This window comes from Roseibium sp., assembly GCF_050301095.1.
GTDB lineage: Bacteria > Pseudomonadota > Alphaproteobacteria > Rhizobiales > Stappiaceae > Roseibium.
In genome coordinates this window covers 1-25,180 of sequence record NZ_JBNKYW010000111.1, presented here as the reverse complement: position 1 = coordinate 25,180, position 25,180 = coordinate 1, and the positions used below count along the sequence as shown (strand labels likewise).

At 59.9% G+C, this 25,180-nt stretch carries 22 protein-coding genes and 1 pseudogene; 16 read left to right on the top strand and 7 right to left on the bottom strand.

Annotation, left to right across the window (positions count from 1 at the left end; all coding sequences use genetic code 11):
* Window positions 1–85: 85 nt before the first annotated feature.
* The 4 genes and pseudogenes from ACQY7U_RS09775 to ACQY7U_RS09760 all read right to left on the bottom strand — a co-directional run bounded on the left by ACQY7U_RS09775 (window position 86) and on the right by ACQY7U_RS09760 (window position 4,262).
* The gene (locus tag ACQY7U_RS09775; protein ID WP_428643929.1) at window positions 86–505 is read right to left on the bottom strand and encodes a plastocyanin/azurin family copper-binding protein; all 420 of its coding nucleotides are present in this window, start codon (window positions 503–505) and stop codon (window positions 86–88) included.
* A gap of 74 nt (window positions 506–579) precedes the next feature.
* Window positions 580–1,752, bottom strand: coding sequence for an ethylbenzene dehydrogenase-related protein (locus ACQY7U_RS09770; RefSeq protein WP_428644046.1), 1,173 nt, complete (start codon window positions 1,750–1,752; stop codon window positions 580–582).
* A gap of 99 nt (window positions 1,753–1,851) precedes the next feature.
* Window positions 1,852–2,343, bottom strand: a pseudogene (locus tag ACQY7U_RS09765) (NapC/NirT family cytochrome c); the annotation flags it as partial.
* Between the two features lie 242 nt (window positions 2,344–2,585).
* Window positions 2,586–4,262 carry a cytochrome D1 domain-containing protein gene (locus tag ACQY7U_RS09760; protein WP_428643927.1) on the bottom strand — a complete coding sequence of 559 codons (1,677 nt, stop codon included), beginning with the start codon at window positions 4,260–4,262 and terminating at the stop codon, window positions 2,586–2,588.
* A gap of 421 nt (window positions 4,263–4,683) precedes the next feature.
* On the opposite strand from ACQY7U_RS09760, the gene ACQY7U_RS09755 reads away from it, so the two are divergent.
* The 7 genes from ACQY7U_RS09755 (at window position 4,684) to ACQY7U_RS09725 (ending at window position 10,623) form a co-directional block, all read left to right on the top strand.
* On the top strand, window positions 4,684–5,031 hold the full coding sequence (locus ACQY7U_RS09755) for a transposase (RefSeq protein ID WP_428643924.1): 348 nt from the start codon (window positions 4,684–4,686) through the stop codon (window positions 5,029–5,031).
* A 133-nt stretch (window positions 5,032–5,164) separates the two neighbouring features.
* Window positions 5,165–5,617 carry a c-type cytochrome gene (locus tag ACQY7U_RS09750; RefSeq protein ID WP_428643922.1) on the top strand — a complete coding sequence of 151 codons (453 nt, stop codon included), beginning with the start codon at window positions 5,165–5,167 and terminating at the stop codon, window positions 5,615–5,617.
* 24 nt (window positions 5,618–5,641) lie between these two features.
* Window positions 5,642–7,012: a cbb3-type cytochrome c oxidase subunit I gene (locus ACQY7U_RS09745; protein WP_428643921.1), complete on the top strand. Its 1,371-nt coding sequence runs from the start codon at window positions 5,642–5,644 to the stop codon at window positions 7,010–7,012.
* 6 nt (window positions 7,013–7,018) lie between these two features.
* Window positions 7,019–7,828 carry a CbbQ/NirQ/NorQ/GpvN family protein gene (locus tag ACQY7U_RS09740; RefSeq protein WP_428643920.1) on the top strand — a complete coding sequence of 270 codons (810 nt, stop codon included), beginning with the start codon at window positions 7,019–7,021 and terminating at the stop codon, window positions 7,826–7,828.
* A gap of 10 nt (window positions 7,829–7,838) precedes the next feature.
* Entirely contained in the window at window positions 7,839–9,776 is a 1,938-nt protein-coding gene (locus ACQY7U_RS09735; RefSeq protein WP_428643919.1) for a nitric oxide reductase activation protein NorD, read from the top strand.
* Between the two features lies 1 nt (window position 9,777).
* Window positions 9,778–10,344, top strand: a complete 567-nt coding sequence (locus ACQY7U_RS09730; protein ID WP_428643917.1) for a cytochrome c oxidase subunit 3 family protein — start codon at window positions 9,778–9,780, stop codon at window positions 10,342–10,344.
* A gap of 3 nt (window positions 10,345–10,347) precedes the next feature.
* Window positions 10,348–10,623, top strand: a complete 276-nt coding sequence (locus tag ACQY7U_RS09725) for a hypothetical protein (RefSeq protein WP_428643916.1) — start codon at window positions 10,348–10,350, stop codon at window positions 10,621–10,623.
* On the opposite strand, the gene ACQY7U_RS09720 is transcribed toward ACQY7U_RS09725, so the two are convergent.
* A complete protein-coding gene (locus ACQY7U_RS09720; RefSeq protein WP_428643913.1) occupies window positions 10,613–11,176 on the bottom strand; it encodes a DUF4202 domain-containing protein in 564 nt (187 codons plus the stop codon). The two genes, ACQY7U_RS09725 and ACQY7U_RS09720, sit on opposite strands and share 11 nt — an antisense overlap.
* Window positions 11,173–11,877 (bottom strand): Crp/Fnr family transcriptional regulator, encoded by a 705-nt coding sequence (locus ACQY7U_RS09715; protein WP_428643911.1) that lies wholly within the window; start codon window positions 11,875–11,877, stop codon window positions 11,173–11,175. Before ACQY7U_RS09715 ends, ACQY7U_RS09720 begins: the two co-directional genes overlap by 4 nt.
* A 161-nt stretch (window positions 11,878–12,038) precedes the next feature.
* On the opposite strand from ACQY7U_RS09715, the gene ACQY7U_RS09710 reads away from it, so the two are divergent.
* The 8 genes from ACQY7U_RS09710 to ACQY7U_RS09675 all read left to right on the top strand — a co-directional run bounded on the left by ACQY7U_RS09710 (window position 12,039) and on the right by ACQY7U_RS09675 (window position 21,317).
* On the top strand, window positions 12,039–12,299 hold the full coding sequence (locus ACQY7U_RS09710; protein WP_428643909.1) for a c-type cytochrome: 261 nt from the start codon (window positions 12,039–12,041) through the stop codon (window positions 12,297–12,299).
* 424 nt (window positions 12,300–12,723) lie between these two features.
* Window positions 12,724–13,488, top strand: a complete 765-nt coding sequence (locus ACQY7U_RS09705; RefSeq protein ID WP_428643906.1) for a GGDEF domain-containing protein — start codon at window positions 12,724–12,726, stop codon at window positions 13,486–13,488.
* Window positions 13,489–14,148: 660 nt separating this feature from the next.
* Window positions 14,149–14,724, top strand: coding sequence for a GGDEF domain-containing protein (locus tag ACQY7U_RS09700; RefSeq protein WP_428643905.1), 576 nt, complete (start codon window positions 14,149–14,151; stop codon window positions 14,722–14,724).
* A 273-nt stretch (window positions 14,725–14,997) separates the two neighbouring features.
* Window positions 14,998–15,618 (top strand): L,D-transpeptidase, encoded by a 621-nt coding sequence (locus ACQY7U_RS09695; RefSeq protein ID WP_428643902.1) that lies wholly within the window; start codon window positions 14,998–15,000, stop codon window positions 15,616–15,618.
* 141 nt (window positions 15,619–15,759) lie between these two features.
* Window positions 15,760–17,193, top strand: a complete 1,434-nt coding sequence (locus ACQY7U_RS09690) for a TolC family protein (RefSeq protein ID WP_428643899.1) — start codon at window positions 15,760–15,762, stop codon at window positions 17,191–17,193.
* A 43-nt stretch (window positions 17,194–17,236) separates the two neighbouring features.
* Window positions 17,237–19,354: a type I secretion system permease/ATPase gene (locus ACQY7U_RS09685; RefSeq protein ID WP_428644044.1), complete on the top strand. Its 2,118-nt coding sequence runs from the start codon at window positions 17,237–17,239 to the stop codon at window positions 19,352–19,354.
* A 2-nt stretch (window positions 19,355–19,356) separates the two neighbouring features.
* Window positions 19,357–20,688: an HlyD family type I secretion periplasmic adaptor subunit gene (locus ACQY7U_RS09680; RefSeq protein ID WP_428643897.1), complete on the top strand. Its 1,332-nt coding sequence runs from the start codon at window positions 19,357–19,359 to the stop codon at window positions 20,686–20,688.
* Entirely contained in the window at window positions 20,688–21,317 is a 630-nt protein-coding gene (locus ACQY7U_RS09675) for a ribbon-helix-helix domain-containing protein (RefSeq protein ID WP_428643895.1), read from the top strand. Before ACQY7U_RS09680 ends, ACQY7U_RS09675 begins: the two co-directional genes overlap by 1 nt.
* A gap of 30 nt (window positions 21,318–21,347) precedes the next feature.
* On the opposite strand, the gene ACQY7U_RS09670 is transcribed toward ACQY7U_RS09675, so the two are convergent.
* Window positions 21,348–22,478, bottom strand: a complete 1,131-nt coding sequence (locus ACQY7U_RS09670) for a transglutaminase-like cysteine peptidase (protein ID WP_428643894.1) — start codon at window positions 22,476–22,478, stop codon at window positions 21,348–21,350.
* A 264-nt stretch (window positions 22,479–22,742) separates the two neighbouring features.
* On the opposite strand from ACQY7U_RS09670, the gene ACQY7U_RS09665 reads away from it, so the two are divergent.
* Window positions 22,743–25,180 (top strand): DUF5801 repeats-in-toxin domain-containing protein (locus tag ACQY7U_RS09665; RefSeq protein ID WP_428643892.1); only part of this gene is annotated, 2,438 nt, incomplete at its 3' end.

Genomic DNA, 25,180 nt, shown 5'->3' with positions numbered 1-25,180 from the left:
AGGCATCTTGGCTTTTTTTGCGCGGAAAAGGCTTGATATTAGTCAAGGGAACCAAGCAATTGCCTGTTCTCATTCGTAAATGATATCAATCACCTACCGTGATCATGCCAATCATGTTCTGCGTTTCTTGGTGCGGCACGCAGACATAATTTTGCGCTCCTGCCGCCAGGAAATTGAATTCAAAGCTTTCTTCCGGAAAAAGACGGTCGGATTCGGGGATGCCGGCATCCGCCAGGAGAACGCTGTGACTTGTCCGCTTATCGACATTCACCCAGCGAACCGTCGTGCCGACCGGCACTGTCAGCTGCGCGGGGCAGAAGTTGTACTTGTACATCTTGACGATGGTGACGCCTTCCTCGTCCGCCGACGGATGCCCGAACATTTCGACATAGCGTTCTTCCGCTTCCTCGCAGAGTGCGGCGGCACCATCGTCCGCTGCAGCAGCGCAGACGGCTGCAATCACCATCAAAAGGGCGGCGGGAAAGTGCGCGATCCTCATGGTCATGCGAATTCTCCTTTGATTGCCAAATCAGCCGCAAATGAACGGGGCGACCGGTATCCCGGCCGCCCCGCCCGATCTCACTGCTTGATCACGTTGATCTGCGCACCGCCGTCATCCAGTGCCATGCTGGTATTCAGCGTGACATGATGGAAACGAGCGGCCGCATAGTCGTCGTGGATTGCAAAGCCGACGGTGTAGGTCTTCCCCGGTTCCAGGGCGACGTCGCCGGGAGTTCCCGAATTGAGAGGCCGGGAGAAGACCACTGTCCAGGTGCCTGCCGAAAGACTGGCCTCAGCGGACATTTCACCTCCGTTCACGACCCGCTTCTCCAGCAGATAACCGTTGCTGGATGTGCCGTCAGCATAGACCCGAAGCAGGTCGAGATAGCTGCCGTCTTCCAACAGCTTGCTTACCTCGTCGGCGGACTTCAGCTTGTCCCAGCCACCAAGCGCCTTGTTCTTGCGGCCCTTGATTTCCACCTCTGTCCGGCTTTCGGAGAGGTACTTGCTGATCGTCGACTTGGCGTCCAGACGGGTTGCGACATCCTGATTTGCTGCAATCGACTCGGCACCCGGGTCGAAGGGCATGTAGGTGTTGTCCGCGTGACAGGACGACCAACAACCCACTTGTTCACCCAGCTCGATTCCGGTTCCCGTAATCATCATGGCAACTTTGACCTGGTTGTCCGGATCCATCTTGCCGCCGTCGACAAACGGGGCAGGATTGTGTCCCGCATCAGCCCACTGGATCTTCACATACAGGTTGTTGTCGTCATGCGCGGCTTGCACCGTGGCATCTATGGTGCCCCGTTTTCCCGGAATCGGTGTGGGTTCAAGCTCGCCGCCGGCCACGATCTTGTTACCGATGGTCTCAAGCTCTGCGGCATGACAGGTGGAACAACTGTCGCCCCCCTTGGTCAGCGGACGGGCGCCACCATGGCTTTTGCCGTTCTGTACCCACTCGAACGACGCTTGCCCCGGGTAAAACAGGGTTAGATCGGTTGAGGGAACCGCAGACCAGTCGATACTGGACGCGACGCTGCTGCCCTGGGCAGCAGTCGACCCGGCATCGGCTGCGGGCTCGGCGCTTTCTGCAGCTCCGGAAGCGGCAGACACAACCTTGGCCCGTTCTTCCGCACGCGCGGCCTCCACTGCTTCTGCAATCTGAGCCTTGACGACTTCCTGCTGGGCCTTTTGAGCAGCCTTTGCAGCTACGGCCTCTTCGGCTTCCTTGTTTAAGATACGCTCCAAGCTGGCGAGGTATTCCGCCGGTATTTCACGCTTGAATGCCGGATTGGGTGTTTCGAGTTTTTCAAGGTATTCCTCATCGGCCCGGTTACGAAGGTCGGAGTGTGCGATACCTTTGTGACAGTCGATGCAGGTCTGGCCCGTTTCCATCGCGTTAAGGTGCTGCTGGCGCGCCCGCGGTCTCTGAAACTCGGGCATCATCGATTGATAGCCGTGGCAGTTCCGGCATTCACGCGAGTCATTCGCCTTCATCCGCTCCCATTCGTTCATGGCGAGCGAGAGACGCTTGGCCTCGAATTTTTCCGGCGTCGCAATGGAGCCGGTCATTTTGCCCCACAGCTCCTTAGAAGCCTTGATCTTGCGGATCATCTTGTGGGTCCAGTCCTTGGGAACGTGGCAGTCCGAACAAACCGCGCCGACGCCAGAGCGGTTCACATCGTGGATTGTGCCCTTGTATTCCTCGTAGACATAGTCGCGCATCTCGTGACACGAGATACAGAATTGCTTGGTGTTGGTGGCTTCCATTGCCGTGTTGAAGCCGCCCCAGAAGATGATGCCGGCGACAAAGGCGGCCGCTACCCCCCCGATCGGCATTCCCCATAACAGGTACCTGCGCCAGATCGGCTTTTTCCTGTCACCTTGGCTGCTCTCAGTCATGTCCAGGCTCCGTGTTCTTGTTTCTCTGCCAACCCTTGAACGGATAGGCAGCGATCGCATTGCAGGCGCGGGGAACGACTCCGTAACTCCGGGTGACCATCTTTTGATGCAGTCCCGACACCGCTGGCAAAAAGAAGGGCGGGCGATTCGCCCGCCCTTCTCGTGATCGCTAAATCACGTCAGGTGACATGGTTCGAACGGTTGTAGACGTTGAACTTGCCGGTCGGAGCATAGAGCCCCTTGATCCGTGCTTTTTCTTCAAGCGTCTCGGCGTCGTAGACGACGATTTCTCCGTTCGGTTCCTTGGAGTCTGCCAGGTTCCACTTGGAAACCCAGACTTCCGTACCGTCCTTGTTGAACTCGAAATGGACGGCAGCGTTGCCTTCCTCATCGGTGATCTGGATCGTTTTCACGATTTCACCGGTTTCTTTCGAGATCACCTGAACGGACTGCTGGATTTCCGGTTCCGGATGCTTGGTCTGGTCAGCCCAGACGTATTTCGAGTTCGGATGCGTCCGGATGAAGAGGCCGGGACCGTCGGTCTCCACTTCGTAGCAGACCTGCCAGGCCTTGTCCGCGTGCTGTTCCGGGTCGTTGCCCCAAACAGTCACGGTGCCAACGCCCAGGTGGGTCGTACCCGCAACAGGACCACAATTCGGGTCGTTCCAGTTGGCGCCCGGGCCGGGATGCGGCAAGGCGGCGGTGTCGATCATAGCCTCGAGCTTGCGCTCCTTGGTATCGACGACAACCATCTTGTTCGACGCGTTAGCGGCGATCTGGAAATAGCGGCCTGTCGGATCAAAGAAGCCGTCGTGCAGGAACTTGGCAGAATCGATCTTGTCGATCCGCAGATTGTCCAGGTCGGAATAGTCGACCTGCCACATCTGGCCCAGTTCTTTGACAGCAACAAGCCAGGTCGGCTCATTCGGCGTGGTGTAGATAGCAGCCACACGGCTTTCTTCCACATACTCGCCGTCAACGTTCATGCCGCGGGTCGAGACAACCTTCAACGGTTCCATGGTTGTTGCGTCGACGATTGCGAAGTGCGGAGGCCAATAACCGCCGCCGATCACATACTTGCCATCACCTGATATCGCGACATCGCGCGCGTCGTATGCAATCTTGACTTCAGAGACCAGCATCTTGTCCGGCGTTTGCCAGAGGTCGATCTTGGTCATCTTGCCGTCACGGCCCATCGTGTACCAGAAACGGCCCGGGTCTTCCGGTTCGCTCAGGTTATGGTGCTCGGACGCCTTGATAACGTGCACGGCGTAGCCGGTCGGGATGTGCGCGAGCACTTCCTTGGTATCGCCGTCGATGATGGCGACCTTGCCTACGTCACGCTCGATCACGACGAAGAAGTTCTCCCAGTTCCGGCCATGAAGCGGCTCGGTCGGGTAGTCCTTTTCCTCGACATAGATCTTCCGGGTCGCCTTCATCTGAGCCAGCGACATTTCCGGTGGCTTGGGCGGCTCCATCATGATGTAGGTCGACAGATCCTTGATTTCCTGCTCGGTCAGAATGTCCGAGAAGTTGTTCATGCCGCCTTCGGTTCCCCAGGCGATGATCTTCTCAAGCCGTTCCTGGCCCAGCTTAAGCGTGCCGCCTTCGGTAACCGTTCCATCGGCTGCCGTTTTCTTCCAGTGCGGCTCGAGGTTCTTACCCGTAGCACCTTTACGCAGAACGCCGTGGCAACCGGCGCACTGCTCGAAGTAAAGCTGCTTGGAATGCTCGAAGGCTTCCTCGCTTAACGTTGGGCCCTCCGCAAGGACGGGCAACGCCGCGCTGCCCAACCACAGCGCAAGGCTGGCGGCTAACGCACGGCCCGTCCTTCTTATCAGTCTTGGATGTGACATTCTCAAACTCCAGATGCTGGTGAGGCAGTGGCGAACCTCGTGCAACTGGGACGCCCGTTCCTTGACTTTCGTTAACTTGAAGCTTTGAGGCAGGTTTACGTGCAGGGAGCGGGAAATCGGGATTTTCGGCGCAGAAACTGGAAAACACTTGAAATACAGGAGCTTGTTTCCAGTTACCCAATGCCGGATTGTGCAGAATTGTCGCAGGTGTGGTTTTTCACCATGCTCCTGCCTCAATCCGTACCGCGCCGATCCCCGTCATTGCTTGTCATGCTGGCGGAACGCGGCCCTTAGGCTTCGGACCCATAAAATGACTGTGCAAATCAGCTGAAGTTTGATTCCAGCTCCTGAACAGTCGTTTGGCGATGTCTGATGGGTTCTTCCGGCTCGGCTATGAGCAATTTTCAAAGCTGCAGCTGTTTTGCCAACCGACACACGAGGCAGGGCCCGTCCCGATGACCGGCGGGTGATCAGCAGCATCATTCATGTCTTGAAGTCGGGCGGTCGCTGGATCGATGCGCCAGATGTCTATGGCCCCGGGAAAATCCTTTGCAATCGCATTGTCCGCTGGTCCGGGAACCAAAATCCGCGCCCTGAGCGGCAACAAAGGCGGACCAATTGCCTTTCACCTCACCGGAGCCAATGTCTCCGAACCCACCGGCGCAGAGGTTCTGTTGCCATTCATCCCGGCGATAGGCTTTCTGCCTGGGGAAAAGGCCATGACAACGATCGTATTCGACGGACCTTGGAAGCGCGCGGTTCTCCGTGACTGGTTATGAGTCTGAAGCCTTATGCCAATGGCACAATCGAGTCTGTTTCACCGCACTTGACTTTGGTTAAGGAAAAGCGGCCACGCGCTGTCACCCTCCCGGCAGGTTCAACTCGGGGGAAAGGAGCGCGCGATGCGCGAAGTCATGACCAAAAGCATGGCCCGAAATATATTCTATGGCGGGTCATTATTCTTCATCATCATATTCGTCGCCTTGTCGGTGCACAGTCATCTGTACATCACAAGTACGTCGACAAACGCGAGTACGCTGACGGACAGCGTAGCTGCAGGCAAACGAGTGTGGGAAGACAAGGCCTGCATCAATTGCCACACGATACTGGGTGAAGGCGCCTATTACGCGCCGGAAGTCGGCAACGTGATGACCCGCTGGGGCGTCCTGGACGATCCGGAAGCGGCATTCGAAACGCTCAAAGGCTGGATGGAAGCTCAGCCGACAGGAATCGAAGGCCGCCGACAAATGCCTCAGTTCAATCTTACGGACGAGGAAATCCGCGACCTCGCAAATTTCCTGATCTGGACCGACAAGATCGACGCTCAGGACTGGCCGCCGAATGACGCCGGCTGATTTGAACGCGGAAGGAACACCAAGATGAAGTATCAATCTCAAAAGGTAGCGCTGGCGTATTTCGCCGTTGCGCTCGCCCTGTTCGCCGTTCAGGTTCTGGGCGGACTGCTCGCGGGCTGGATCTATGTCTCGCCCAATTTTCTCTCCGAACTGCTGCCGTTCAACATCGTCCGGATGCTGCATACCAACGCACTGATCGTATGGCTGCTGCTCGGCTTCATGGGATCGGCCTATTTCCTGATACCGGAAGAAGCGGAACGGGAAATCCATTCCCAGAAGCTCGCCTATCTGCAGCTCATCATCCTGGTGGTGGGAACGCTCGGCGCAGTGCTGACCTATGTCTTCAACCCGTTTGAGGGCAACTGGCTGCTGGGCAAGGAAGGACGCGAGTTCATCGAACAACCCAAATGGGTAAAAATGGGCATCGTCGTTGCGGCTCTCATATTCCTCTACAACATCACCATGACGGTGCTGAAGGGCAAGAAAACCGCGATCACCAACATCCTCCTGCTCGGCCTGTGGGGTCTGGCGCTGCTGTTCCTCTTCAGCTTCTACAACCCCAGCAACCTGTCGCTCGACAAGCAGTACTGGTGGAACATCGTTCACCTGTGGGTGGAAGGCGTCTGGGAACTGATCATGGCTTCCGTTCTGGCCTACCTGATGCTGAAGCTGACCGGGGTGGACCGGGAAGTCGTCGAGAAATGGCTCTATGTCATCGTTGCCGCAGCCCTGTTCTCGGGCATCCTCGGCACCGGCCACCACTACTACTGGATCGGTACGCCCGGTTACTGGCAGTGGATCGGATCGATCTTCTCGTCGCTGGAAGTGATCCCGTTCTTCGCAATGATGGCCTTCGCCTTCGTCATGGTGTGGAAGGGCCGGCGCGATCATCCGAACAAGGCTGCCCTGCTGTGGTCGCTCGGCTGCGCAACGCTCGCCTTCTTCGGCGCCGGCGTCTGGGGCTTCCTGCACACGCTGCACGGTGTCAACTACTACACCCACGGAACCCAGATCACCGCGGCCCACGGGCACCTGGCCTTCTTCGGCGCCTATGTTTCGCTTAACCTGGCGATCATCAGCTATGCCATGCCGATGCTGCGCGGCCGCGATCCCTATAACCAGGTGCTCAACATGGCCTCCTTCTGGCTGATGGCCGGCGGCATGTCCTTCATGACCTTCGTGCTGACTTTCGCCGGCACCATCCAGACGCACCTGCAGCGGGTGCTGGGCGAGTACTACATGGATGTCCAGGACCAGCTGGCCCTCTTCTACTGGATGCGCTTCGGCGCGGGCGTGGTCTTCGTACTGGGTGCCCTTCTGTTCATCTATGCGATCGCCATGCCGAGGCGTGAAGTCGTCGAACCGGGCGCCACCGCCAGCGCTCCAGCGGAGTAAGGGACAATGGAAGGAAGCGTTTCTCTGGCAAAGGGGGCGGCCGCCGCCCCCTTCTACCTGGCGCAAGGCGACGAACTCGATGTCTTCGAAGCCGCGCACAAGAACGGCCTGCCGGTTCTGCTCAAGGGACCGACCGGCTGCGGCAAGACCCGCTTTGTCGCCCACATGGCGGCGAAGCTCGGACGCAAGCTCTATACGGTCGCCTGTCACGACGACCTGGCCGCTGCCGACCTGATCGGACGGTATCTCCTGAAGGGCGGCGAGACCGTCTGGGTCGACGGGCCGCTGACGAGGGCCGTGCGGGAAGGGGCGATCTGCTATCTCGACGAGGTTGTCGAAGCCCGCAAGGACGTGACTGTTGTCCTGCACCCGCTGACGGATGACCGCCGGACGCTGCCGATCGACCGAACCGGCGAAGAACTGGTGGCCGCCCCCGGCTTCATGCTGGTTGCCTCCTACAATCCCGGCTACCAGAACATCCTGAAGACACTGAAGCCTTCCACCCGGCAGCGCTTCATTTCACTGGAATTCGACTTTCCCGCTCCGGATCTGGAAACGGAAGTCGTGGCGGAGGAAAGCGGACTGGACCGCGACCGGGTCGCCGCCCTTGTCCGGCTGGCCGGAAAGCTTCGTGCCCTCAAGGGTCAGGATCTGGAAGAGGGGGTCTCGACCCGACTTGTCGTTTATGCCGCAACCCTCATTGCCCAGGGCATGCCGGTCGAGCGTGCCATCCTGGCGGCGATGATCGAACCGCTCACGGACGATGAGGATGTGAAACGCGGGCTCCTTGATCTTGTCACGGCCGTGTTTGGGTGAGGCCAGACCGATGGGCAGGATCGACATCGAGCCATGGGAACCCGAAGAAACGGTCGGGAAACTGTGGCACGCATTTGCAAGCCGCCTGGATGCGCCGGAGGTGCATCATGGAGCCGCGGTCGACCTCAATGAGGTCGGCGGGCGTCTTGCAGTCCTCTTTCGGGGGTTGGGCGGAGCTCACAATGTAGAGCTCCGCCCGGTTTCCGAAGAGGTCTCCCGCCACCGTCTCGGATTTCTGAGGCGGCTCGGCACAGAAGCTGAAATCGTGCCGCGGGCGAGTTTCGACGGCGAGATCCTGCGGTTGCCCGCCAGACTTGCCGTCTTTCCGACGCGCGAGGCGAATGCCGCGCTCTATATCTGGTTGACGGCGCTGGCGGCGAATGCACCGGGGCACCAGCCTGAGGATGATCCCCTGCGCGCGGATCTGCAGGCGCTTCGGGCCATCTTGGCGATGACCCGGCAAGCGCTTGCCGACGCGCCGGGTCTCGGCGCGCTTTATTCCGCCCTGAGCGAACAATCGCTGGCGCAAAGACCGGCCGCGAACTTGCCCGCGATGGAAGCCAGTGTGGAGCGGATCGTCCGCCACATGCTGGGCGATCCGGCGGATCTGCCTCCGAAGACCCGCGCCTTGATGGAAAGGCTGGAAACCGGCGACCTTGAAGGGATCGCCGCGCCGCGTGGCTACCGTCCGTTCCGTCCGGTGCCGGTCTGGCCCGATTTGCGCGACGTGGTGTTTTCCTGCGCCGATGAAGTCGAGAGCCGGGAAACGGACGGAACGCCCGAGGAGGCAGGGAACAAGACGGTTCGCGCGCGCCGGCGCCAGGCCGACCAGGCGGAACGCAAGGACAGCCTGATCCTGCACAAGTTCGAGGCTATCCTCAGCTGGGCGGAGTTCCTGAACCTCAACCGCCGGGTCGATGACGACGACAACGACAATGCCAAGAAGGCCGCCGAGGATCATGATGAAATCGGTCTCGGCCAGATTTCCAAGGCACCTGCGACGCGCCTGAAGCTGCATCTGGACCTTGCACCGGAGGACGTCGACCGGGAACGGTTGTCCGGCAAGACGCTTTATCCGGAATGGGACGTGCGCACCGGCCGCTATCTGCAGGATCATGTCTGCGTTCTGGCGAGTGTCGCCGATCCGGATCCGGACATGGCGTCCGTTGCCCGCGACCCGCGGGCGGCCCGGCGTATCCGGTCCGTGAAGAAGCAGTTCGAGGCCCTGCGGCCCGGACGGGTGACGACGCGGGGTCACCTGGAAGGCGACCGCCTGGATCTGGACGCGGTTGTCCGCTCCGAGGCGGAGCGCCGGGCAGGCGGTGCGGGTAACGACCGGATCTGGCTGCAGACCCGTCCCGAAGCCCGGGACCTGGCGGTCTCGATCCTGCTCGACGTGTCGCGATCGACGGAAAGCGCCGTCGCGGACCGTGCGGTCATCGACATCGAGCGCGAAGCGCTGACGGCGCTGGCCTGGGGGCTGAATGCCTGTGGTGACGATTTCGCCATCTCCGCCTTTTCCTCCCTGAAGCGCCAGCGTGTCTACGTGCAAAGCTGCAAGGGGTTCGATGAGCCGATGTCTGCGCTTGTGGAACAGCGGATCAGCGGGCTCAGGCCGGGTTTCTACACCCGGCTCGGCGCGGCGATGCGGCATGCCTCCAAGGAATTGGCGGAGCAGTCCCGCAAGCGCAAGCTCCTTCTGGTGATCACCGACGGCAAACCGAACGATCTTGATCACTACGAAGGCCGCCACGGCATTGAGGACACGCGAATGGCGGTACGGGAAGCCCGGCGGGCCGGGCAGTCCGTCTTCGGTGTCACCATCGACAAGACCGGAAAGTCGTGGTTCCCGCGCCTCTTCGGCCAGGGCGGCTTTGCGGTGATCCCGCATCCGGACCGGCTGACGCAGGCCCTGCCGCAGATCTACCGGCAGCTGGTCGGTGGATGAGGTGAACGCATCGGGTGCCGGCGTGGGCACGGGTGCTGTGGACGAGTTGCCCGGCGAACTCCTCATGTGGGTTCTGATCGTCAGCGAGTTGCTCGTCTTCGGAGCCGGGCTCGCTGCCTTTCTGGGCGTGCGGATCACCGACCCGGAAGGCTTTGCCGCAGCGCGCGCGCATCTTTACCCGGCGCTCGCCGGGATCAATACGATGGTGCTGATCTCCAGCGGCTACCTTGCCGCCCGCAGCCTCAACTTGAGGGAAAACGCTCGAAGAACGGCAGCGCGCTGGCACCTGGCCGCTGCCATGGGGCTCGGCGTCGTCTTCCTGGTGATCAAGGGTTATGAATTCGCGCAAAAGGCGGGCGTGGGCATTTCCACCGAAACCCATCCCTTCTTCACCTTCTATTATCTGCTGACCGGATTTCACGCGGCTCATGTGGTGGCGGGGATCGTGATCCTCGGCCTGGTGGCGTGGAAGGACGAGCCGCGCAATATCGAGACCGGCACCGCGTTCTGGCACATGGTCGACCTGGTCTGGGTGCTGCTGTTCCCGGTCATCTATCTGCTGGGCTGAAAGATGAGAACTCTGGACCCGACCCTTCGAGCCTTCCTGGCCCTGACGGCCCTGAGTGCGGGGTCCGTCGCGGTGGCGGCCTTTACTGGCGCGCAGTTCGAAGCCGCGTTAACGGGCACGGTCGTCCTTGCGCTCGCCTTCCTGAAGGCGCGTGTCATTGTCTCGCGCTATCTCGGGCTCTGGCAGGCACCGGGCTGGCTCGCCGGTTTCAGCTGGGTTCTCGGGATCTATTGCCTGCTGCTGCTCGGGCTTTATCTGGCGCCGCAGCTCAACTTTTGAAGGCGGCCGCCAGCGATTCCGGCAGGTCGAACTCGCGGAGCACCCGCGCCCGGGCTGCTTCCGACATCTTGCGTGCGGTTTTCTGCACGATGTCCTGCACCTTGTCGTCCGGATGCTTGGCTGCGAAGGGGGCGAAATACCATTTCAGAAAGACAAAGCAGATGACGTCTTCGAGGGCCTGGACGTCCGCGTGCCGCTTGATGCCTTCCTTGCGCAGCATGCGGGCCGCCGCGTCGATCTCGTCTTCCGCGTAACCGGCTTGCGCCATGATGGCACCGACGCGGCTGGCATGATGCTTTGCCAGGTCGCGCCGCCAGGCGTGGTAGCCCGCCTTGCCTTGCGGATAGGTGCCGCGCGGCAGGATCCAGCGCTCGATATGCTGGCCCCTGGCGGCGAGCTTCAATGAATCGGAAGCCTCCGGAAACAGGCGGTCGAGTTCTTCGCTCATGCGCTGCCCGTAAAGCTTCGAGGCGGGCTGTCCGCCGTCCTGGTTGGGGTCAGCGGAATTGGCGTCGTCGATTGCGGCGAGAGCGGTGTCGAGCTTCGTTATCATGACTTGTGCCAGGCTTCGACCGGATCTTCTTCGGAGAAGGCGCGCAGCCGGTCTATGTCATCGATTTCCGCCACGTTCCGGACGACGTGAACACCGACCGTCTTCAGGCGGGCGAAGGACCGCGACAGGCTTTCCGGTTTCATGCCAAGGCGGCCGGCAATCAGGAATTTGTCGTAGGGAAGGGTGACCTTGCAGCTGCCTGTTTCCTGTTCGCACAGTTCCAGCAGAAATTCGGCAACACGCTGCGGCCCTGTCTGGGCCTTGAGTTGTTCGAGCTGGGAGACGAGCGAGTGGAGATGGGCAAACGTGGATGCCAGCACGGTTACGGCGATGTCCGGATCCTTGCGCATGGCCTCCAGGATCGCAACGCTCGGAATGCGCATGACTTCGCAACTGGTCACCGCTTCCGCCGAAACCGGATAGGCCTGGCCGCGGAAGGCAACCGCCTCGCCGAAACTTTCGCCCTTCGTGAAGACATTCACAACCGCCTCGCCGCCATTGGGGGCGATACGGTAGAGCTTGACCCAGCCGTCGGTGACGATGTGGACAGCCTGTGCCGTTTCTCCCTGAAGAAAAAGCGTTTCGCCACGGTCATATTCGCGCCAGCTGGACTTTCCGAGCACCATCTCCCGGATCTCCTGCGGAAAGCTTTTTAGCAACAGAGAGTTCTGGGCAATCTTCCTGTGACGTTCCGTCGGCATGTGTTGTGGTCCTCGTCCCGTGCGGCCTGAAACCTGTATCCTTTTTGCGGTACTTCGCACAAGTGCCGGGTAGGGTCACCTACGTTGAATTGCGGACCTGAAGACCAGACGCTTCAATTGTCGGGCATCTGCCGGAAAGCACAACGTCTCTGGCTTGAACGATGTCAAGGAGTGCAGAGGCATTCCCCTTCTTCTGTGCCACGTACCGCGTTGACGCGCTACGCCGGCGGGTTTGTACCGGCGAAAAGGTTTTCAAGGAATGCATTGCCTGCCACGCGGTCGGTGATGGAGCCGAGAACAAGGCCGGGCGTGCTCTGAACGGGAACACCGGTCACCCGGCGGGGCAGGTTGAAGGCTTCAAATACTCAAACAGCATGATGGAGAAGCCGGTGGCGGTCTCGTGTGGGACGGCGCAACTTTGACTGTTTTTTTGACAAGGCCGAAAGGCTGTTCCCAAGACAAAGTTGTCCTTTGCAGGCTTGCACAAGGAAGATGACGTTGGAAACGTCATTGCCTGCCTGGAGACCTTCTGTAAGCGCTGAGCCCATCGTCACGGAGCGATACCTGATCCCTCGCCACAAAAAGGCACACCCGCGCTGATCGCTTCGGGAGCGCTTTTGCCTGTGCACGCCTGAAGGGAACTTTCACTCAACTACCGTCTTCCCTTACGTTAGTGACTGCAATTCTTGGTTGGTAGCGGCGGATTTGTATTCAAACTTGCCTTGGGAAAACACAAGGAAATTGTGAAGCGGGGCATCTTTTTTAGTAAAATTGAATCAATATTCGTTACGGCTTGGAAGGTGAAACGGAACTACTGTCCGGGAAAGTTTTCTACTGGAGTTTGTGATGCTAGGGTTGAAGCCGCGCTGGGATAACGGTCCGTTTCTGCTGGTCTGTGGCACCTTGGTGTTTGTGGCCGTCTCGATTTGCCTGAACTATCTGCTTTTCTTTTCCGATTCGCTGTCGCCTTTCGGCAGGAACATGGTCCTGGCCGTGGCTTTGCCGGTTCTGGTGGGGGCGCCGCTGCTTTCCTGGGTCATATTCCTGCGCCGGCAGGTTTCGGCACTGCGTCGTCATTCCAACTATCTCGCCACGCACGACCGGCTGACGGGCCTGCCGAACGGCGTCGCGTTCTCTTCTCTCGCAGAGCGCAGAAAAACCCTTTCAGCGGACAAGAACGGTTCGTCCGGCGCATTTCTCATCGTGCGGGCGGGTATCCCGGACAACGGCGTTTCCCAACACGGTGTCAGCTTCGGCAACGATGCCGTCAGTCTGACGGCGGCTGCGATCGTTTCTGCCGTGAGGTCAACGGACCTCGTCGGCAGGATCGGTCCCGATCTTTTCGCTATCTTTCTTTGGGGAGCGACCGAGGAAGAGGCCCGGCAGGTCGGTCGGAGGATTTACGAGGATTGCGGTGCCATTCAGATCGAGCCGGGAACTGCCAGCTCACTGGACCTGCGCGTCGGAGGCATCCTGTTCGAAGGACATCCCGACGTCGATTATCTGTTCCGTGAGGCGAGTGGCCAGTTCGCCGGTGAGGGTGGTGAGGTTACCGCGACGCCTTATTTCCAGAAGTCCGCGGATTTCCCGATGACCGTGGTCCGGCACTAGGTGTTCAGTCTCGGCATCTGATGGATCGGATCAGGTCTGAAACGTTCCGGTTCTGAGATCCAGGTCTTGCAAATGCAATCATAGGGCGGCAGCACGTGCAGCAGCTGCAGCCGGCTTCCATTGAAACGGTTCCGGCAAGACGTGTTGAAAACCGCTGTCCCTGCCAGGAAGAAATACAGTCGGTCCGTCAGTGGCAGCGAGCATGAGCGCATCATTGCGTGCGCTTCGGCAGGCAATCTAAGGCCGACCGCGACTTTGAAATCTGCTCTGCAACCCTGGCGACTAGTTTTCAGTGTAATTGTCTTTTATACGATTTTTGATTGCAATTTTACCATTATTGTATAAATTTTGAAGTGTGTTTAGGCAGAAACTATAAAAACAGATCAGCTTCTGCAAATCTAAAATCTCATTGACTTGTGCCGTCAGTGTTCGGGCTTGATGGAGAAGGAGATGTATGGAGCGAATGTAAAAATAACAAGAAATGTAACCTTCGTGTTTGTGGGTGCCCTTTCGGTTTTTATCTTGTCGGCATTCTCAACTTATCTAATCCTGTTTTTTGAATCGATCAGTTCCTTAGGCAGAAATCTTATTCTGTCCTTCCTGTTGCCGGGGCTTGCCTCTGTCCCGCTGCTCGTTTGGATCTGTTATCTTCGCGGCCGGGTGGCGTCTCTGCGTCATAAGGTAAATTACCTTGCGACACATGATTGGCTGACGGGGCTTCCCAACCGTGCGGCCTTTTCCTCAATTGTCGAGTGCAGCGGACGCGAAAAGCCCGGGCAGGCGGGCGCTTTCCTTGTTGTTCGTGCGGGCTTGCCGACCGGCAATTGTTCCGGAAACAGCTGCAACGCCGGTATCGACGCCGTCCGCCTGACTGCTGCGGCCATCGTATCCGCTGTCAGGTCGACCGATGTTGTCGGCAGGATCGGACCGGACCATTTTGCGATTGTCTTGTGGGGCGCCGACCGGGAGGAAGCACGGCGGATCGGTTGCAGAATTTCTCGGGATGCCGGCAGAATCGTCGTCGGAGCGGGTGCTGCCGAACGTCCGCTGGAGCTGGGCGTCCGCGGCTGCATTTTTCAGGGTGTCCCCGATCTGGATGCTCTGGACGAAGGGGCTTGCGAACGGTTTCTGGAGGGAGCGGTGGAGGCTGTTCCGTCCATCCGTACGAAGCCGGTCGAGGTGCGTGACGACTATCCTGGCGAGCTGACTGTCGAGCCTCAGGCCATTCCGGCCTGAGGTGCCTTCGGATTGCGGGGGTGGGACGCTTGGCGCTGTGTTCAGGGGCGCATCTTCCCTGAAGCCCGGTTGCAGGCTGCGACTACCCATATCCCAAAGTTTGCGCTACGTTAAGCGAGGGTGATTGTTTCACCCTTGCGTTTCGGTGCTTCCGCCGATGCCGCCGCCGTCTTTCGCGACTCTGATGGCGGCGTTTTTGTGCGCCTTTGTCTGGCAGGATTTGGAAAGGTAAGTGACCTGATGGGAAACTCCGGAATCACGTGTGCGTCCCGCATGAAAGCGGCTTTTTTGGTGCTGGTGATGGCGTTGACCCTGAATGCCGGCATTGTCGGGCCCGACCCTGCCGAGGCGGAATCCGTGCTGGTTTTCGATGCGGCGCGGAACAAGTGGGTCCGCAAGGAAGGCAAGAAGGTCCGGCCGGGTTTCGGTGTTTACGGCAAGAGCCCGGTTGAGCGGGAGCTCGTGCCGTTTGAAGGAAGTTACAAGGCAGGTACGATCATTATCGATACCGGTGCAAAAAGGCTTTATCGGGTCGAGGGGGACGGCAAGGCGATGCGCTACGGCATCGGTGTCGGTCGCGAAGGCTTCACCTGGAAAGGAAAGCAGCGGATTTCCCGCAAGGCGGAGTGGCCTTCATGGACGCCGCCTGCCGAAATGCGGCAACGGGAGGCCGCGCGTGGTGTCACGCTCCCGGTCCGCATGGAGGGCGGGGTCGAGAATCCTCTCGGTGCCCGGGCGCTTTATCTCGGCAATACGCTTTACAGGATTCACGGCACGAACCAGCCCTGGACCATCGGGCAGGCCGTCTCCTCGGGGTGCATCAGACTCACCAATGAGGACGTCGTTCACCTCTATCAGCAGGTCCGGATCGGTGACCTCGTGATTGTGAAATAGGTGCAACCAACAATCTTGAGGTGTTGTTAAGTTGCCACATTTTTCAAACTTGTTGACGTTTCGCGGCCAGCTCGGTTGCCTCAGGGGTAGGTTGCAGTATAAAAGCGCTTGATGGGTTTGACGCATTTCTGGGGTTTATAAATGGCAAATGTTTTGAAACGGGCAGCGCTTTCGGGCGTTCTCCTCTGCTCGGTGGCAATGTGGTCGCCGGCGAATGCCATTTCCTTGCATGAGGCGGTCGGAACCGCGGTTGAGAGCAACCCGGAGATCGGGCAGGCCGCTCAGAACCGCGAGGCGATCGAATTCGAGCTTCGGCAGGCGCGCGGTCTTTATCTGCCGCGTGTCGACCTTGAAGGCTCCGTTGGCGTTCGCAGGCTGGACAACGATAGCCGGCGCGCGCTCGGAACCGAAGATGATGCCCTGACCCCCACGGAATTTTCCGCCGTCGTTACCCAGACCCTCTTCAACGGCGGTGGTCGCCTGGCGGAAAAGAATCGCCAGGCCGCGCGCGTCGACAGCGCCTCCTTCCGTGTTCTGGAGCGCAGCGAATATATCGGTTTGCAGGTCGTTCGCGAATATCTGGAATATCTCCTGCAAGTGAAGATCGTCCAGGCGACCCGCAGCAATCTGAATTATCACCGGCAGATCCAGGGGAACATCTCTTCCTCCATTTCCGCCGGCACCCTGACGGAAGCGGACCGTCAGCAGGTACAGGAACGCGTTCTTGCCGCCGAAGCCCGCCTTCAGGAAGCTGAACGGGAAAAATCCGCTGCCGAGATCCGCTTTCTGAAGCTGGTCGGCAAACCGCTCGGCAATGCCAGCATGCCGGCGAGCGTCAGGAGCCGCCTGCCGGGCTCTCTGGCCGCGGCGATCGGCAAGGCCCGTTCGCACAATCCGCGCGTCCATCTGGCGAATGCCGATGTCGACGTCGCTGATGCGGAAGTCAAGGCGGCCCGTGCCGGGCAGTTGCCGGAGGTTTTCCTGGAAGGCCGTGCCCGGACAGGTTACGACATTGACGGCGATGACGGCCGTACCCATGACTTCCAGGCCCGCATTGTCGGCCGCTGGCGAATTTTCAACGGCGGAATCGCGAAGGCAAATACCCAGGAACAGATCCGCCGGGCCAGCGAAGCCCGTCTGGTTCTCCATCAGACGTTCCGTGAAATCGAGGAATCGGTTCGCGATGCCTGGGATCAGCGTGGCAGGCAGGCCCAGCTTGCCCAGACCCTGCAGCGCCAGGCAAACCAGAGCGCGCTTCTGGTGAAGTCCTATAGCCAGCAATTCGACGTCGGACAGCGCTCGCTTCTGGATGTGCTTGATGCGCAGAACACGCGCTACAACGTTGAGGTTCTCGCTTACACTGCCCAGTTCAGTTCGCTTTTCGCGGACTACAAGCTGTTGGCGGCAACCGGTACCCTGCTGGACACGCTCGGGCTGGAGTCTCGTCCGCAGGCCGAGGCTTATGCCCGCGAGGAATTCAAGGTTCCGCCGACCCAGCCGACGGAGACCTATGCACGGGTACCGTCCCGCCAGGAAAGCGGCCTGCCAATGGATCTGCTGGCACCTATCCGCTGACAACGATCGGGAAGCTTAGCTTCAGGAAGGTCGACCAGTGCGGATAGAGTCTGATGGCGATGTAGCCGACAAGGGTGCAGAGCGCTCCACGATCAGTACGGAAAGTCTCAAGAGGGCTGTTCGGCGGGTCGCCCGGCATTTCGGGCGACCGGATACCGACACGATCCTGTTTTCCGGCGTGCCAGAGTTCCAGTCGGATATTGAGGACAATATCGTCTGGCTGCTGGAGCGCATCGGCGTGGAGGCGCGTTTTTCCGCTGGCACCAAGCTCATCTCCGATGCGTCGCATTATCCGTGCCTGGTCTGGCTGGATGACGGGACTTTCCAGTTCGAACCGGCCAAACCCATCCGGCAAACCTACGAGGGCCGCAAGATTGTCGGCTCCTTTTCCCTGTTTCTGGTCTATCTCAACGATGCCGAACGCGCTTTCGGCGAAGACCTGAACAGCATCGAGCGCAATCACTGGCTGTTCGGGCCGATCCGGCGGTTCTGGCGCAGCTATGCAAGCATTGCCGTCGCCGCCTTCTTCATCAATACGCTCGCGCTGGCGTCGCCGATCTTCATCATGAACGTCTATGACCGCGTTCTGCCGAACAAGGCGACGTCCACCCTGCTGGCCCTTGCGATCGGCGTCGGGCTGGCGATGATATTCGATTTCCTGTTGCGAACGGCCCGGTCCGGGATCATCGACAAGACCGCCCGCGAGCTCGACCGGAACCTGTCCTACCGCCTGTTCGACAAGGTATTGCATTCCAAGCTTGAAGAGAGCACCACCTCCACCGGCGAGTATGTCAGCCGGATAAGCCAGATGGAATTCGTCAGGGAATTCTTTGCGTCCAATACGCTGGTGACCCTTATCGATGCAATGTTCATCTTCGTGTTCCTGGGGGTGATCTATCTTGTGGCCGGCTGGGTGTGCTTCATACCGGCGACCGCTTTCCTTCTGGCGCTGATTATCGGTCTCGTGGCTCAGGCGCGCATCGGCAGCCGGGTCGCGCGTGCCTCGAATGAAGCGGCCCAACGGCAGGCCCTGCTGGTTGAATCCGTTGCCACGCTGGAAACCATCAAATCCCTGCGGGCAGAAGCGTCCCTGCTGGCAAACTGGGCCTTGCTGACAAAGAGCGCGTCCAGCACTTCGGAGGACCTCAAGCGGCTGTCCTCCACCGCGCTCAACCTGACGCAGCTCATTCAGCAACTGGTCTCCATCTTTGTGGTGATCGCAGGTGCCTACCGGTTTTCACAGGGGGACCTGACCACGGGGGCGATCATCGCCGCGGTCATGCTGTCGTCGCGGACCGTTGCGCCGCTGTCCCAGATTGCCATGACGCTTGCCCGAATGCGGCAGGCACTCCTGTCGCTCAGGATCCTCGACAGTATCATGGGCCAGCAGGAGGAACGTCCCGCCAGCGTGGGCTTCGTCAACCGTCCGGTCGTTTCCGGAGATTTCTCTTTTCAGAATGTCACCTTCCGCTATCCGCGTACGGACACGGACGTGCTCAACAAGGTGTCCTTCTCCGTGAAGTCCGGCGAACGCGTCGGCGTTATCGGCAAGATCGGTTCGGGAAAGACGACGCTCGGCCGGATCCTGACGAACCTCTACAGCCCGACGGATGGGCGCATCCTGATCAACGGCATCGATGCGCGGCAGTACCATCCGGCCGAACTCCGGTCCGCAATCGCCTATGTCGGCCAGTCCGTCGACCTGTTCACCGGCACCCTGAAGCACAATCTCAAGCTGGCCAATCCGCAGGCAAGCGATGATGAAATACTGGCGGCCGCACAGAAGACCGGGGTCGACGAATTTGCCATGCAACACCCCAGAGGATACGATCTTCTGGTCGGAGAACGCGGGTCGAGCCTGTCGGGCGGCCAGCGGCAAGCCGTGGCAATGACCAGGCTTCTATTGTCCAGGCCCAAGATCGTTTTTCTGGACGAGCCCTCCGGTGCCCTCGACATGGCGACGGAGAGAAGACTGATCGGCAATCTTGCGGAGGCCTTCGGACCGGACGTCACGATGATCATTTCAACCCATCGCTACAGCCTGCTGGAGCTTGTGGACCGGCTGATCGTCCTTGACCGTGGTGCGGTCGTCGCCGACGGACCCAAGGACAGTGTGCTGGAAGCCATGAAGGCGCGGGCCAGATCCGTGCAGGCCAGGTGAGCATGTTCGGAAAAACCCTCAAGGCAGGTCTGCCGGTTCTGGAAGCTTCCGGGGCAAGGGAAACCACGGCCAACGCTTCCAGGCGACTGGTGCTGATCCTCTGCGGGCTCGTTTTCGTTGCGGTGCTGTGGTCCTACTTTACGGAAGTGGACGAAATCACCCGGGGCGACGGCAGGGTCATTCCCGCTTCCAGGACGCAGTCGGTGCAGGCAACCGAACCGGGTGTCGTGAAGGAAATCGCGGTCCGTATCGGCGAGCAGGTGAATGTGGGGGACCTGATCATCCGCCTCGACGATACCGCCACGACCTCGGAGCTGGGTGAAGTGCAGGCGCAGGTGCGAGCCTTGCAGGCAAAGGTGGCCCGGCTGGACGTGGAAGGCTCGGGCGGGACGGAGCAGGCCTTCCTGTGTCCCGAACTTGTCTTCAAGTCGGCGCCGGAAATCTGCATCAACGAAGTCAACCTGATGAACACGAGGCGCAACGCCTTCCGGTCGACGCGATCGATTCTGGAACAGCGGCTCCTGCAGCGCGAGAAGGAACGTGATGAAGCTCAGGCCAATCTCGACCGGCTGAGCGGCAATCTGAAAAGCAGCCAGGACGAGCTGGAGCTGCTGGCGCCGATGGCCGAACAGAGGCTTATTGCCAAGACCGAACTCATCCGGGCGCAGCGGGACGTCAACGACTACCAGGGCCAGATCAACGCTCTGGAAGAATCGCTGCCAAGGATTGAAGGCGCCATTGCGGAAGCCCAGTTCCAGCTGGAAGAACTCGATCTCAAGTACCGCCAGGAGGCCTTGACGGAAAAGACCGACGCGCTGGCGCAATTGTCGGTACTGGAACAGTCGGAAAAGGGCCAGTCGAACCGCGTTGCGCGCACCGATATCCGCTCTCCCGTGGACGGCATCATCAATGCGCTGGAAGTCAATACCATCGGTTCGTTCGTCAACGCGGGCGATCAGGTCGCCGAAGTGGTGCCGACCTCGGATGAGCTCCTGGTAGAAGCAAGGATTTCACCCCGGGACGTAGCCTTTGTCGTGCCCGGCCAGGAAGCCCTGGTGAAAATCTCCGCATTCGATTTTTCGATCTATGGCGGCCTGGAAGGGGAAGTCGTGAATGTGAGTTCCGACTCTTTTGTCGACGAACGGAGCGGTGAACCCTATTTCGAGGTTCGGGTCAGGACAAAGAAGGCGTATCTTGAGCGCAAGGGGCGGCAATACCGGATCACGCCCGGCATGATCTGTACCGTCGATATTCTGACCGGTCACAAGACCATCCTTCAATACCTCCTCAAGCCGGTCAACAAGGCCAGACAGGAGGCGTTCACGGAGCGCTGATGGCCGACGATTTCATGACAGCGTTCCAGAAACTGGTGGACCGGGCGCACACGGATGCCTCGGAGCCGGTTTTCAAGGCCGTGACGGTTGAGGGTGGCCGGCGGGCGCTTCGTCTGGAGCGGTCCTTCTGGGAAGCCTTGAAACTCGTCGCCGGGGAGTATCAGATCTCCGTCGGGGAGGCCGTCGATACCATTGCCAGGGCCCAGCTCAACGAGAAGAACCTGACCTCGGCGGTCAGGCATGCCTGCATACACGCCATGACGGAGAAAGTGGAGGAAGACCGGGCGTGGTTTTCCGAAGCCAGCGTGCAGCACCTCGTGGAGGCCTGCCCGTCGCCCGTGTTCGCCCTGTCCGCCAACAGGCAATTGCGGTTTACCAACCAGGCTTTCCTGAAATTTGTCAGAACCAATCTTGCAGGCACCGACTTTCAGTCGCCGGATGCGCCCCTGCGGCTGTTGATCGACCTGCCGATGGACAAGCTGATCAGCCGCCTGCGGGAGACCCGGAACCGGCCGGTCAGTGTCGGCTTTGCCATTGGCGTGAACGAGCGCCGGGTGCGTGGCACCATCAACGCCCTGCTGGCACCGGAATGGCGGCACACGATGGTGCTTGGCTTCGTCGTCGCCTGATATTCTTCCCGGGAACCGGCCGTTAAACGGTCAGTTCCGTTCCACCGGATAAAGATCCTGCCAGTCCTGTGTGGCGGCAGCCTTGCGCGGGCCGGTCTCCGTCCACCGGTCGAGGCTGGGGGCAACGGCTTCCAGCGAGGAGACCTGCTGCATCTTGCCGTCTTTCGGGGTGCCGTGGATCCAGGATCTGTCGGTGGAGAAGGAGAACATCGGCCGGTAGTGGGCGATCTCCCGGTCCCGGTAAACACGGTTGACGGTGTTGTCGAGGATGAAGTGGCCCTTGTTTGTACTGACCGCCAGAACCGCGTGGAAGAGATTGCGTTGCATGTCCTTCAGAACCACAAGCGACATGCTGGATTCCGGCACGCCGGCTTCTAGGAGCATGGCGTATTTCAGAATGGCGAAGTCCTCGCAGTCGCCCACGCCGCTGCGAGCGATCTCGTCAGGTGACGCCCAGTAGTCCAGCCGCTGGTAGGTCGCCTGGTCTTCCTGATAGCGGATGTTCCGGTTGACGATGCGGTTCACCGTGTCCAGCTTCTGGAAGAACGAGTTGCCGCTGTCCGGACGGGAATAGGATGCAAGGACAGCGTAGCGCGCCTTGCAGTCGGCGCTCGAACAGGTGGCCGCTTCCAGGGCCTCGATCTTGCGGTGACGAACCCTGTCCCAGTCCTTTGCATTGGCGATGTTGGCAAAGGGGATGGCGGTCGAGCCGAAGAAGCTGCTGCCGGAGGAGCGGTCCGCGTCCGGTCCTTCGGGCGAACGGCGTGACGTGGCCAGCGGTTTGGAGGCGGGCTTCTGAACCTTGAACCGGCGCACCGTCTTCCGGCCCACTGACCTCAAGGAGCGGGGGAGCGTGATTGTCCGGGGCTCGGTGGAGGCGCGCTTTGCCGTTTGCTTCCCGTCACCTTCTGCACCGCCGTTTTCAGGAAAGGGCAGCGACGGTGTGGCTAGCGACGTTCTTTCGATCTGGGCCGGCGCCGCGCCGGAGCTCGCCAATCCAGGCTTGAGCATTCCTGCCGCTGCCAGGGCGGATGCGCCTTGAAAGCCGGTCAGGGTTCCGGCGGCGATCAGGCACAAACGGACTGCGCGGCCCAAACGGAAAACCCGGCGGGAGGGCTGGCTGGAAACCTTGCGGCACACATGGCGAGACAATTGGTTCATGGAGTTCCGTCCTCGTTTGCGCCGAGGCTAGGAAACCCGCATTAACGTGTCGTTCAGAAACAGGGAAAATTACAACTTAAAGTATAAGATACAATTTTATGTATTTTTTTAAGCTAGTCGTTTTGCATAAAATCATATGTGCTCCTGTTAACTTTAAATTAAAATTTTATCATCTTGCATAACATTATATGCAATACCGTTGCGAGAGTCTTGCAGTTGCAGGGGTTTGGCGTTTACCTACCGTTAAGTTTACGGAGGTTCATCATGTCCACAGAAAACACCGGCGCCGATTTTCAAGCCGTCACCAATGAATCGAATGCAGTCGACCCGTCGGTCGATACAGGAAATGCAAGCGTTTCAGCCGATTCTTCAACAAATGAATTGACGGTCGCGCAAGCGGCTACGGAAGAGATCGTTCCGGTTGATGCCGGCGAAACGGCCGAGGCCGAAGCCCCCGAGGCTCAGCCCGGCTCCGGCGCCGGTCCCGACGTTTTCGCGGCGAACGCGGAAAACCAGGTCCTTCTGCCCGCCAACATTTCGCTGGACAACGCCCTGATCGAGGGCTCGAACCTCATTCTGGTCCAGCCGGACGGCACTGAAATCACGATCCTGAACGGAGCGCTGAACGTTCCGACCTTCATCATCGACAACGTCGAGATCCCGCAGGAAACACTGATCGCCGCCCTTGGTGAAAGCGGCATCAACATCGCCGCGGGTCCGAACGGCACGCTGGTTGCGACCTCTACCCCCGACAGCGCCGGCGGCAACTTCGACGTCGTCAACGCAAACCTCGGCGAAGCCGGTCCGATCCTCGACCTCCTCGGCCCGACCGCGCTGCAGTTCCCGGTTCTGGAAGAGCGCGAGCTGTTTGCGGACTTCGTGCCCGAGGAAGATTCCCCTGCGCCGACACCGCTCATCATCATCTCGATCCTCCCCGATGGGGAAGTCGACGCGGGCATCGTTGAGGACCCGGACCTTCCTGCTGGCACGACGCCCACGGAAACCGGCGAAAACACGACTTTCATTGCGACGATCCAGGCCGGTTCCTCAAACGTTACCGATGTCGTGTTCGATCCGTATAACGGTGGTACCGGGCCTCTCTCGCTGATGACGACGAATGTGACGGGCGAATCCCTCACTGCGACCTTCACATACGAGCTGTCGAGCGACGGCCGCGAACTGACGATCCTGGCGGACGGCGTGCCGGTCGTACTTCTGACGATCAACTTCGACGGCAACATCGATCCGGGTGCCGTGGAAGAGGTCGCCATCGACGTGATGCTGCTTGAGGCCTTCCCGCACGAGTTTGCCACAGACCTGGACGCCGTTATCGAAGGGATCCGGATTCTCGCGGAAGACGCCAACGGGTTCAATGATATCGGCACCTTCGACTTCACCGTCGTCGATGACGTACCGTCCGTCAGCGCCGAAATCGAAGCCAATATCTTTGCCGATCTCGACGAGGGCGATCAGGATGCTGGTTCTCCGTCGGTCGGGGCCGCGAGTGTCATTGACACGGGCGCCATCACCAAGGGTACGGATCCGGACGTGGATACGACCGCCGGTCCGGTCATTGCGTCCGCCGGCTCCGGGTCTGCCATCGTGGCTGCCAGTGTGGTGTTCGGCGCCGATGGTCCCGCAGCGAGCGATTCCACCCAATATACCTTCAGCTTGACTTCTTCCGGCACGGGTCTTTTCGTGACCGACGGTTCGGCCATCGAGCTGGTTGCCGTCGGTGACGGTGTGGTCGTCGGCGTGGTCACGGAGGGCGCCTTCACGGGTGAAGCTGCATTTGCGATCTCGATCGATGCGGATACCGGCATCGTCACGGTCGAGCAGTATCTGTCGCTTCTGCACTCCGATACTTCCAGTTTCGACGAAACGCTTGACCTGTCCGCCAGCGGTCTCGGTGTCGTTACAACGGCAACCGACAGCGACGGCGACGTTGCAGCGATCACCGTACAGGTCGGTTCGCAGATCACATTCGACGACGACGGTCCGCAGGTGAGCGTTGCGGCCGATACGAACATCACGGCAGCACTTGACGAGGGTGACCAGGACGCGGGTTCTCCGTCGACGGGTGTTGCCTCGGTGATCAGCACGGGTGCGATCACCAAGGGCGATGATCCGGATGTTGCCAACACGGGTGGCGTGGCGATCGCGTCGGCCGTGACCGGCGATGCACTTGTGGACGTGACGTCCCTGTTCGGAGCGGATGGCGCTGCGGATGCGGACTCTGTGCAGTACGCGCTGTCGTTCACGTCGACCTCGACGGGCCTTTTCGTTACGGACGGTGATGCGATCATCCTGGTGGACGTCAACGGCGACGGTTCCGTGATCGTCGGCCAGGTTGACCCGTCTGGCACGGGTTCGTTTGCTGGTGATGCGGCGTTCGCGCTGTCGATTAATCCGGATACGGGCGTTGTGACGGTCGAGCAGTATCTGTCCCTGTCCCATCCGGACCAGGCGACGGACGCCAACGGCTACGACAGCTACGACGAGGCGGTGGATCTTTCCGCGAGCGACCTGTCTGTCTCCGTCACCATCACGGATGGCGATGGCGATCAGGACACGGATTCTGCGCTGGTCGGCGGCCAGATCAGCTTCGAGGATGACGGTCCGCAGGCGGTTGCTGACACAAACAGCGGCACTGAAGGACAACTGTTGAGCGGCAACGTTCTGACGGATGGTACCGATGATGC